At 66.0% G+C, this 10864-nt stretch carries 9 protein-coding genes; 4 read left to right on the top strand and 5 right to left on the bottom strand.

The genetic code is table 11. From position 1 onward, the window contains the following. Positions 1-17: 17 nt before the first annotated feature. On the top strand, positions 18-2384 hold the full coding sequence (locus OCK02_RS23015) for a heavy metal translocating P-type ATPase (RefSeq protein WP_263815039.1): 2367 nt from the start codon (positions 18-20) through the stop codon (positions 2382-2384). Between the two features lie 43 nt (positions 2385-2427). Here the strand turns inward: OCK02_RS23015 and OCK02_RS23020 are convergent, their stop codons facing one another. Further along, complete coding sequence (locus OCK02_RS23020; RefSeq protein WP_263815040.1) at positions 2428-3456, bottom strand: DUF1214 domain-containing protein; 1029 nt, start codon at positions 3454-3456, stop codon at positions 2428-2430. An 87-nt stretch (positions 3457-3543) separates the two neighbouring features. Further along, positions 3544-4368 carry a MerR family transcriptional regulator gene (locus tag OCK02_RS23025; protein ID WP_263815041.1) on the bottom strand — a complete coding sequence of 275 codons (825 nt, stop codon included), beginning with the start codon at positions 4366-4368 and terminating at the stop codon, positions 3544-3546. Between the two features lie 204 nt (positions 4369-4572). Here OCK02_RS23025 and OCK02_RS23030 point away from each other — a divergent pair, with 204 nt between their 5' ends. Together OCK02_RS23030 and OCK02_RS23035 are read left to right on the top strand one after the other, a co-directional pair. Beyond that, positions 4573-5850, top strand: a complete 1278-nt coding sequence (locus tag OCK02_RS23030) for a 4-aminobutyrate--2-oxoglutarate transaminase (RefSeq protein WP_263815042.1) — start codon at positions 4573-4575, stop codon at positions 5848-5850. A gap of 96 nt (positions 5851-5946) precedes the next feature. Then, positions 5947-7428, top strand: a complete 1482-nt coding sequence (locus tag OCK02_RS23035) for an NAD-dependent succinate-semialdehyde dehydrogenase (protein WP_263815043.1) — start codon at positions 5947-5949, stop codon at positions 7426-7428. Between the two features lie 104 nt (positions 7429-7532). On the opposite strand, the gene hpaR is transcribed toward OCK02_RS23035, so the two are convergent. The 3 genes from hpaR to OCK02_RS23050 form a co-directional block, all read right to left on the bottom strand. Then, positions 7533-8033: a homoprotocatechuate degradation operon regulator HpaR gene (hpaR, locus tag OCK02_RS23040; RefSeq protein WP_230807652.1), complete on the bottom strand. Its 501-nt coding sequence runs from the start codon at positions 8031-8033 to the stop codon at positions 7533-7535. 352 nt (positions 8034-8385) lie between these two features. Next, a complete protein-coding gene (gene maiA / locus OCK02_RS23045) occupies positions 8386-9027 on the bottom strand; it encodes a maleylacetoacetate isomerase (protein WP_412178903.1) in 642 nt (213 codons plus the stop codon). 77 nt (positions 9028-9104) lie between these two features. Then, complete coding sequence (locus tag OCK02_RS23050; protein WP_263815045.1) at positions 9105-10121, bottom strand: fumarylacetoacetate hydrolase family protein; 1017 nt, start codon at positions 10119-10121, stop codon at positions 9105-9107. A 106-nt stretch (positions 10122-10227) separates the two neighbouring features. On the opposite strand from OCK02_RS23050, the gene OCK02_RS23055 reads away from it, so the two are divergent. Continuing rightward, a complete protein-coding gene (locus tag OCK02_RS23055; protein WP_230807649.1) occupies positions 10228-10788 on the top strand; it encodes a DUF2585 domain-containing protein in 561 nt (186 codons plus the stop codon). The last annotated feature ends 76 nt before the right edge of the window (positions 10789-10864 follow it).

Below are 10864 nucleotides of genomic sequence, written 5' to 3' on the forward strand. Positions count from 1 at the left end.
AATCAGGGAGATTTGCAATGGACAAGCGCCTTCCGCCCCCGACCGATGGCAGCGCCGTACAGGATCACCGCTCCGCCAGCCCGGCGGCCGGGTCCGGCCATGAACACGCATGCTGCACCGGGCATGCGCACGAGCACGGCCACGCCCATGGCGAAGACGATGGCCATGCACACGCCGAAGGTCACCACCACGGCGGCATTGGCTGCAAGGCCGGTGAGCCTGCGGCTGTGGCGGATGAAGCCGTCGTCGGAGACGGCTACCGGCGCTTCCGCATATCGGGCATGGACTGCGCAAGCTGCGCCAGCACCATCAGCACCGCCATCGGCGGCATGCCCGGCGTCAGCGACGTCCGCGTCTCGGTCCCGCGCGAGATGATGTTCATCGCCGTCGACGAGGCGAAGACGCCGCTCGACAGGGTCGGCGAGCGGGTCAGAAGCCTCGGCTACGGCGCCGAGCTGCTGGCGACGGATGCGCCCGCCCCGCGGCCTGTCGCCGTCGCCTGGTGGCGGACGCCCAAGGGCCTGCATGCCATCGTCGGCGGGATCGTGACGGCAGCAGCCTTCGTCATCGGTCATTTCTGGCCCGTCGCCGGCCACTATTTGTTCATTGCCGCGGCGGTACTGCTGGCCCTGCCCATCGCGCGCCGTGCCATCGCAGCAGCGTCGGCGGGCGCTCCCTTCACCATCGAGATGCTGATGACGGTCGCTGTCATCGGCGCGGTCATCATCGGCGAACCGGCCGAGGCGACGGTGGTCGTCTTCCTGTTTGCGACCGGCGAAGTGCTCGAAGGCTACGCCGCCGGCCGGGCGCGGGCCGGTATCGAGGCGCTCGCGTCGCTCGTGCCAGACCGGGCCTTCATCGAGGAAGACGGGGTCGTGCGCGAGGTCGCGGCCGCAAGCATCCGACCCGGCCACGTCGTGCTGGCCCGTCCGGGCGACCACGTGGCGGCCGACGGTACGGTCATCGAAGGCCGTGCGCATCTGGACGAGGCGGCGATCACCGGCGAGAGCATCCCGGTATCGCGCGGCCCCGGCGAGAAGGTCTTTGCCGGTTCGGTCGCGATCGACGCGGCCCTGAAGATCCGCGCGGAGAAGGCGGCAGCCGACAACACCATCGCCCGCATGGTCGCGCTCGTCGAGGAGGCGCAGGATGCGAAGGCACCCGCGCAGCGCTTCATCGACAGCTTCTCGCGGATCTATACCCCGCTGATCGCGGCTCTCGCCCTGCTGGTCGCCATCGTCCCGCCGCTCGTTCTGGGTGGCGAGTGGCACACCTGGATCTATCGCGGACTGGCGCTGCTCCTGATCGGCTGCCCCTGCGCGCTGGTCATTTCCGTTCCCGCCGCCGTTGCCTCCGCGCTCGCATCGGCGGCGCGCGCCGGCATCCTCGCCAAGGGCGGCGTCATCCTGGAGACGCTTGCCAAGGCCGAAGTCGTCGCCTTCGACAAGACCGGCACGCTGACCCGCGGCCGGCCGGCGGTTACCGACGTGCATGCCGCGGAAGGCACGGTTGAAGACCTGCTGGCGCTGGCGGCGGCGATCGAGGCCGGCTCGAGCCATCCTTTGGCGGAAGCCGTCGTCGCCGAGGCGCAGGCCCGCAATCTGACGCCGGCTCCGGCATCGGGAATCAAGGCGCTCGCCGGGCGCGGCGTCAGCGGCTCGGTCGCCGGACGGTCGATCTTCATCGGCGCCCCGCGCTTTGCTGTCGAGGAAGGCACGATCGACACGGCACTCGCCGGGAAGATCGAGGCCTTCGAACAGGCCGGCAACACCGTCGCCGTCGTCGTCGCCGACAGGGTCGGCATCGGCGCGATCGCGCTGCGCGACGAACCGCGCGAGGATGCCCGCGCGGGCATCGCGGCCCTGAAGGCGCTCGGGGTCCAGACGCTGATGCTTTCCGGCGACAATCCCGCGACCGCTGCCGCCATCGGCCGGTCCCTGTCGATCGACGACGCCCGCGGTGGCCTGCTGCCGGCCGACAAGGTCGAGGCGATCCGGACGTTGTCCGAAAAGCGCGGCACGGTGATGGTCGGCGACGGCATCAACGACGCGGCAGCGCTCGCCGCGGCCAGCGTAGGCATGGCGATGGGATCGGGCACCGGGCTTGCCCGGGAGACGGCCGGCGTGGCGCTGATGGGCAACCGCCTGGTCGACGTCGCCCGCGCGATCGCGCTCGGACGGGCGACCATAGCCAATATCCGCCAGAACGTCGCCATCGCGCTGGGGCTGAAGGCCATCTTCCTGGTGACCACCGTCCTCGGCGTCACGGGCCTGTGGATCGCAGTCTTCGCCGACACCGGCGCCACCGTGCTGGTGACGCTGAACGCGATGCGCCTGCTCCTGCCGCCGGCAGGCGCCGCCGCCGGGCGAGGTGCCTCGACGTGACTGAGGCGGCCGGGGATTGATCCAAAGGGTCGGCTTCCCGCTCTCAGGGGACTTGCTGTGCCCCTGGGAACTGCCAGCTGCCGTCCAGGATCGCCGCTTGCGGCTGGTAGAGGCGGACCATGTAGTTCCAGCCTTCGGGCGTCGGTAGGCAGTTCACGCTCTGGGCGTCGCAGCCGCCGAACTGGATCCTGACGGTCCCGTCGTCCTCCTTGGCGGCCGTCAGGTTGTTGAGGGAATAGGCATTGAGCGCGTTCGGCACGAAGAAGCCCTGCGCGTTGTAGACGCTGATCGACCAGAAGCCGTCGACCGGCACGTCCCTGACGCTCAACCGGTAGACGGTGCGGCCATCATTGTGCTTCGGCGTGACGTTCAGATAGATGGCCTCCTTGTCCGGGTTGCCGCCCCACGCGGCCGCCGTCCCGATCAGGTGGCGGATCGGGTCGACCTCGCCCCTGCTGCCGAAAGTATGGCGGAGGTCCGGCAGGGTCGTGTTCAGCACCAGCAGGGCATCGCGGATCGTCTTCTGGCTCGCCTTGTCCCAGTCCGGGATCTCGAACTGTCCCGGCCCCGCCTGCTCCACCGCAATGGCATCCTGCAGCGCATGCACGGCCCGCAGGTCGGCCGGGTCCTCGGAATTGACGAGCGTACGCACGCCGACAAGCATGTAGCGCGTGCCGATCTGCTCCCTGGTAAAGGTATGACTGCCCTTGCCGTGGGCGATGAAGGGCACGTAGTGGTCCTCGTCGATCACCACCAGCGACATGAAGCGTGTTCCGGCATCCGGCATCGAGACAGTCACCGGGCCGGCGTCGAGATCGAAGACGGCGGACGAGTACAGCGTGTCGCGATTGCTGCGGATCACCGTCTGCCGGTCGATCGGCATCATCTCGCGCCGGTTCTGCAACTTGCCGAGCGCACTGCCGGCAACCTCGACGGCGAAGTACATATCCGACTCCGCCCGGATGAAGTTGTCGGGCGTCACCGGCACGGCCTCGGCGGCCTGCCCCGCGCTCGGAAGACATCCGAAGGTGAATGCGATGGTGAATGCGAATGCTGGCAGCCTGTGCGTCATTGCGAGCCCCCTCGACGATCGCTCTATGTTTGGCAAATCTGGCGTGTAAACTAGGGCTCGCTGCCACGATTTCGAGTAGGCCCGGGATCAGAACGTCGGTGGCGTGTTGATCCAGATCAGCACCGTCTCGCCGTCATGGCGATTGCGCCAGGAATGGTGGCGACGGCTGTCGAAATAGATGGAGTCACCCGGCCCGAGGTCATGGAATTCGTCGCGGTCGAGAACCATCTCGAACCGGCCGGCGAGCACATGGATGAACTCCTCGCCCTCGTGACGGTAGGCGCCGTCGCTGGAGGCCCCCGGGGACAGAAGGAAGCGGTGGCAGTCCATCATGTTGCGGCCGTCGGCCAACACCTGCACGACGACGCCCGGCGAGGTTTCCGGCCAGAAATTCCACTCGCCGGCCCGAACGACGCTGCGCTGCTCCATGTCGTCCTCGCCGGAAAGCTTCGACACCGTCGTGCCGTAGTATTCGGCCAGGTCGTGCATCACCCGAAACGTCACCCCTTGCGAGGTTCGCTCAAAGGTGGACAGGACCGACGTTGCAATGCCGATGTCGCCTGCGACCTGCTCGAGCGTCTTGCCGGCGGCGTGGCGCAAGGCCCGGAACTTGCGCCCGACCCCTTGCGCCGCATCGCCCTCGACGGAGGGCGGGGCTGTGGTGTCCGACGCCGCGTCCTCCGCCTCCAGCGCCTCGCGGATCGCGGCCGGGTTCAGCCCCCGCTCGGCGCGATACCAGGAGATCTTCTTCAACCGCGCCACGTCGTCGGCGCTGTATTGCCGATGGCCGGTCTCCGACCGTCCCGGCACCACCAGGCCCTGGCTTTCCCAAAGCCGCAACGTCGAAGCGGAGACGCCGGCAAGCCGCGCGGCTTCCGCCACCTTGTAGTGAACCGTTTCCGGATCGCTCATGCCAATGAACCCTGATTCTTGTGTTATTCTCGCCGTTATAGCAGCTTGCGGGCCTCCGGCGCGCCCTGCCTGTTTCGTAAGGCCGCAGACCCTCGCCCGCCCGAAAATTCCCGTTGCAATCCTACAGAAAAAATGTAGGCATTGCTTATGTTCTTGCAGAAAAAATGCAAGATATAAAGCCCTCGAGCCTCAGGACTCCGCAAGATGACCGCGACATCCCTCACCGACCGCAAGAATGCAGCCATCTCCCGCGGGGTCGGCATGACCACGCAGATCTATGCCGATCGTGCGGAGAACGCGGAGATCTGGGACAAGGAAGGCAATCGCTACATCGATTTTGCCGCCGGCATCGCCGTCGTCAACACCGGCCACCGGCATCCGCGCGTCATCGAGGCGGTCAAGGCGCAGCTCGACCGCTTCACCCACACCTGCCACCAAGTCGTTCCCTACGAGAACTACGTCGAGCTCGCCGAGCGGCTGAACGAGATCGTTCCCGGCAATTTCGCCAAGAAGACGATCTTCGTCACCACCGGCGCCGAGGCGGTGGAGAACGCGGTGAAGATCGCCCGCGCCGCCACCGGCCGCCAGGCCGTCGTCGCCTTCGGCGGCGCCTTTCACGGCCGCACCTTCATGGGCATGGCGCTGACCGGCAAGGTCGTCCCCTACAAGGTTGGCTTCGGCGCGATGCCGGCCGACGTCTTCCACGTGCCCTTCCCCGTCGAACTGCAGGGCACCACGGCCGACCAGTCGATCGCCGCGCTGAAGAAGCTGTTCGCCGCAGACGTCGATCCGAACCGGGTCGCCGCGATCATCATCGAACCGGTGCAGGGCGAAGGCGGCTTCTACCCGGCGACCACCGCCTTCCTGAAGCAGATCCGCGAGATCTGCGACCAGCACGGCATCCTCCTGATCGCCGACGAGGTCCAGACCGGCTTTGCCCGCACGGGCAAGCTGTTCGCCATGGAGCACCACGGCGTCGTCGCCGATCTGACCACGATGGCCAAGGGCCTTGGCGGCGGCTTCCCTATCGCGGCCGTCACCGGCCGTGCCGAGATCATGGACGCACCCGGCCCCGGCGGCCTCGGCGGCACCTATGCCGGCAATCCGCTGGGCGTCGCCGCGGCGCATGCCGTTCTCGACGTCATCAAGGACGAGGATCTCTGCAACCGCGCCACAAGCCTCGGCAACCGCCTCAAACAGCGCCTGGAATCGCTGCGCGAGAAAGTCCCGGAGATCGTCGACATCCGCGGCCCCGGCTTCATGAATGCCGTCGAGTTCAACGACGCCGAAACCAAATTGCCGAGTGCCGATTTCGCCAACAAGGTCCGGCTGAAGGCGCTGGAGAAGGGACTGATCCTTTTGACCTGCGGCGTGCACGGCAACGTCATCCGCTTCCTCGCCCCGCTGACGGTGCAGGACGAGGTCTTCGCCGAAGCGCTCGACATCCTCGAGGCTTCGATCATCGCGGCGCGCTCCGCCTAAGCGGCGAAGCGCAACCGATCCAATCTGCAAGTGGCGGCAACGCCCGGACGGTCTCGTCCGGGCGACCGCTCTTTCACGCCCGAAGGAAATGATGAAATGGCCTTCTACGACGCATTGACCAGGCACCTGAAGTCCACCGCGTTCCTGCGCGATTCCGGTTATGTCGACGGCAACTGGACCGGCGGAACTGGAACGGCGACATTCGACGTCCTCAACCCGGCGACCGGCGAAAAGCTGGCAACGCTGCCGGAGATGGGCGCGGCCGAAACCGCGGCCGCCATCGACGCCGCCTACAAGGCGCAGGGCTCATGGGCCGCGCGTCCGGCCAAGGAGCGCAGCGCGCTGCTGCGCAAGTGGCATGACCTGATGATCGACAATGCCGACGAGCTGGCGGCGATCCTGACGGCGGAAATGGGCAAGCCGCTGGCAGATGCGAAGGGCGAGATCCTCTATGCCGCATCCTATGTCGAATGGTACGCGGAAGAGGCCAAGCGCATCAACGGCGAGACGATCCCCGCGCCGTCCGCCGACAAGCGCATGCTCGTCATCAGGCAGCCGGTCGGCGTCGTCGGCACGATCACGCCGTGGAACTTTCCCGCCGCCATGATCGCGCGGAAGGTGGCGCCGGCTCTTGCCGTCGGCTGCACGGTGGTCTCCAAGCCCGCCGAGCAGACGCCGCTGTCGGCGATCGCGCTCGCGGTCCTGGCGGAGAAGGCGGGCATTCCCGCCGGCGTCTTCAACCTCGTCATCGGCACGGACGGCCCGGCGATCGGCAAGGAGCTCTGCTTCAACCCGAAGGTCCGCAAGATCTCGTTCACCGGCTCCACCGAAGTCGGCCGCATCCTGATGCGCCAGTGCGCCGACCAGATCAAGAAGGTCAGCCTCGAGCTTGGCGGCAACGCGCCCTTCATCGTCTTCGACGACGCCGATATCGACGCCGCGGTCGAGGGCGCTCTCGCTTCGAAATATCGCAATGCCGGCCAGACCTGCGTCTGCGCCAACCGGATCTATGTCCAGTCGAACGTCTACGACGCCTTCGCCGAAAAGCTGGCCGCCAAGATCAAGCAGCTTTCGGTCGGCAACGGCTTCGACAAGGGCGTCTCGATCGGCCCGCTGATCGAGGAAGCGGCGATCGAGAAGGTCGAGACGCATATCGCCGATGCCGTCTCCAAGGGTGCGAAGGTCGTATCCGGGGGTAAGCGCTTTGCCGGGGAAGGAACCTTCTTCCAGCCGACGATCCTGACCGGCGTCGACCGCACCATGAAGGTTGCGCGCGAGGAGACCTTCGGCCCGGTCGCGCCGCTCTTCCGCTTCGACACCGTCGACGACGTGATCGCGCAGGCCAACGACACCGAGTTCGGGCTCGCGGCCTATTTCTTCGCCGGGGATCTGAAGAAGGTCTGGAAGGTGGCGGAGGCGCTGGAATACGGCATGGTCGGCATCAACACCGGCCTGATCTCCTCGGAGGCCGCCCCCTTCGGCGGCATCAAGCAATCGGGGCTGGGGCGCGAAGGCTCAAGCCATGGCGCCGACGACTATCTGGAGATGAAGTATCTCTGCATGGGCAACCTCGCCTGAAGCATCGACGAGGCCTGCAATTTCCGGCGCCCGGGTCCCAGGATCCGGGCGCCTTCGCATCCGCCCTTTCGATCGGCAGCCGGAGAATGCCGCGCTGGCGGACGTTATTCCTCGGCGATGAACGGCTCGTCGCTCTTCAGGAGGGCCATGTCGTTCAGGAGATCGATCAGGTGCTCGACGCGCTCCTTGCCGTAGCGCGCCTCGATATGGTCGTAGATCGCGCAACTGTCGGGGGTCACCGTATTGATGATCTCCAGTCCGGCCGGCGCAATCTTCAGCAGAACCCGGCGGCCGTCGCCCTGGTCCTTGTGGCGGGTGATGAAGCCGCGCTCCTCCAGCGACTTGATCATTCGCGTCAGGCTGGGGGCCAGGATGAACGTCTTCTCCGCCACTTCCGATGCGTCGAGCACGTCGGCTTCGGCAAGCACGCGGATCACCCGCCATTGCTGCTCGGTCACGTCGTACTTCACCAGCATCGGCCTGAAATGGCTCATCACCGCCTCGCGCGCCCTCAGGAGCGCAATCGGCAGAGAGCGATGGGTGTTGCGCGGCAACAGATGATCGTCTGCAACGGGGTATTTGTAGGCCTGGTTCGTTTCGCTCATAGGTCGTCTATCCAGGATTTTGCGCCAAAGGACAATCATTTCGCCCCAATGCGCGACACACGGCGCGCCATAGCGTCCGGCGCGTTGTCATCGGGCCACCAGGGTCACGTCTCGCTCCCGACTGAACGTCGCTTCACGAGACGAGCACGACCGGTGTCGAGTACACGTGGGGAAAAACGACGCCGAATTCGACGTCCGCACTGTCTGCGAAATTGTATGATTGCGCGGAAATCACGCGCTCTGCCCCAACACAAGGAAGACGGGCCTAGCAGTGGCTCTATTCGAGCCGGTTGACATTTTTGTGAACATATTCATTTCCGACCGCCGGGTTACCGGGAACAACCTGCGCATGCTATTGCGGTTTCACCCGGTCGGGATGCGCCGCCTGGAACGCAGGCAGGGCGTTGCAGGCGGCGGCGATGCCGCGGATGCGCGAGAAACCGGAGAGGTCCACGCCCCAGCGCTCCGCATTATAGACCTGCGGGACGAGGCAGAAGTCTGCCAGGGACGGTGTGGCGCCGTGGCAGAACGTCCCTGTGCGCGGATCGTCCAGCATGCGCTCGACCGCCGACAGACCCTCGCCAATGAACTTCCCCATCCAGTCCCTGCGCGCGGCCTCCCCCTGCCCGGTCAGTTCCATGACGTGGCCGACCACGCCGAGATTGCAGACCGGATGGATATCCATGGCGATCGCATAGGCGAGCGCTCTCGTCCGCTGGCGACCGGACGGATCGGCCGGCAGGAAGATCCTCGCATCCCGGGTCTCCGCAAGATACTCGATGATCGAGAGCGACTGGGTCAGTATCAGCCCGTCGATCTCGAGCGCCGGCACGAGGCCCTGCGGATTGCGCACCAGATGCCCGGACGCCTTGTGTTCGCCCGCCAGCAGGTCGACGGGAACCGTGCGGTACTCGACGCCGAGGCTGTTCAGGGCGATGCGGACGCGGTAGCTCGCTGACGATCGCCAGTAGTCGTAGAGTACGATCTCATCCATCTGCATCTTTCCGCAATTGTCGCCGCAAACCGCTCCGCCCGCGCCAGCGGTACCCGGAGCAGTCGCCGGGCGGGAGGTCATGCCCGTTCGGAGCGCTGCACCGTCTGTTCGATGGCGCCGAAGACCGAATGCCCGGCCTTGTCCCTCATCTCGATGCGGACCGTGTCTCCGAACTTCATGAACGGGGTCTTGGGCGCTCCGGTTTCGATCGTCTCGATCGTGCGCAGCTCGGCGATGCAGGAATATCCCTTGCCCCCATCCGAGACCGGCTTGCCGGGTCCGCCATCCAGCTTGTTGGAGACGGTTCCCGAACCGATGATGGAGCCGGCAACAAGCGGGCGCGTCCGCGCCGCATGCGCCACGAGCTGGCCGAAGTCGAAGGTCATGTCGACGCCGGTGTCGGCGCGGCCGAACGGCTTGCCGTTGAGCGACACCAGCAGCGGCAGATGCACCTTGCCATCCGCCCAGGCCTCGCTCAGTTCGTCGGGCGTCACCGCCACCGGCGAAAAGGCCGACGATGGCTTCGACTGAAAGAAGCCGAAGCCCTTGGCGAGTTCGGCCGGGATGAGGCCGCGCAGCGAGACGTCGTTGACCAGCATGACGAGCCGGATCGCCGCGCGGGCCTCCTCGGCACCGGCGCCCATGGGCACGTCGTCGACGATGACGGCGATCTCGCCTTCCATGTCGATGCCAAAGGCCTCGTCGGCCATCACGATCGGATCGCGCGGGCCGAGGAAGCTGTCCGAGCCTCCCTGGTACATCAGCGGGTCGGTCCAGAAGCTCGCCGGCATCTCGGCGTTGCGCGCCTTGCGCACCAGTTCGACGTGATTGACATAGGCCGAGCCGTCCGCCCACTGATAGGCGCGCGGCAGCGGCGAGGCCGCTTCGTGCTCGTGAAAGCGCATGGTGGGCTGCGATCCGGTCTCGATCCCCTCGGCGACGCGGGCGAGTCTCGGGCCGGCATGGGCCCAGTCGTCCAGTGCCGACTGCAGCGTGCGGGCGATATGGCCGACCTCCGAGCAACGCGTCAGGTCCCTGGAGACGACGACAAGCCTGCCATCGCGGGTGCTGTCCTTCAATGTCGCGAGTTTCATGCTTCCTCCCTTGATCTTGTCTTTGCCGGCGTCGTCGTGGCATCGTCGCGCCGATACGATTCTGTGTCCTTCACCGCATCCCGAGCCAGCCAGGAAGACCACTCGCTTGAACCGGACCCTCCTCAAGTCGGTCGCCATCGCCGCGGCGGCCATCGCAGCAACGGCTGTGATCCTGCATTTGATGGGACGCATCTGGATCTGTAAATGCGGTTATGTAAAGCTCTGGCACGGCGTCGTCGTTTCCTCGGAGAATTCGCAGCACCTTTCGGACTGGTACACGCCGAGCCACATCATCCACGGCATCCTGTTCTATGCGCTGTTCACCTGGCTGATGCCGCGCGCGAGCATCGCCACGCGCCTGACCTTCGCGCTTGTCGTCGAATGCGCCTGGGAAATCTTCGAGAACACCAACTTCATCATCAACCGCTACCGGGAAGCGACGATCTCGCTCGACTATTTCGGCGACAGCATCGTCAATTCGGCGGCCGACATCGTGGCCATGGTGATCGGCTTCTTCCTTGCGGCCCGCCTGCCGGTCTGGGCCAGCGTCGCGATCATCGTCTTTTTCGAGGCGCTGACGACCTATCTCATCCGCGACGGCCTGGCGCTCAACATCCTGATGCTGGTCTGGCCGCTCGAAGCGGTCAAGGCGTGGCAGGGCGGCTAATACCAACCTGCAGTGATATTGACCGATTGCGTGGGACCGCCTGCGGTCATCCGGCGAGGAGCATACCGCAGAGCGA

Origin of the sequence: Rhizobium sp. TRM96647, from assembly GCF_025780115.1 — a bacterium.
Classification (GTDB): domain Bacteria; phylum Pseudomonadota; class Alphaproteobacteria; order Rhizobiales; family Rhizobiaceae; genus Mycoplana.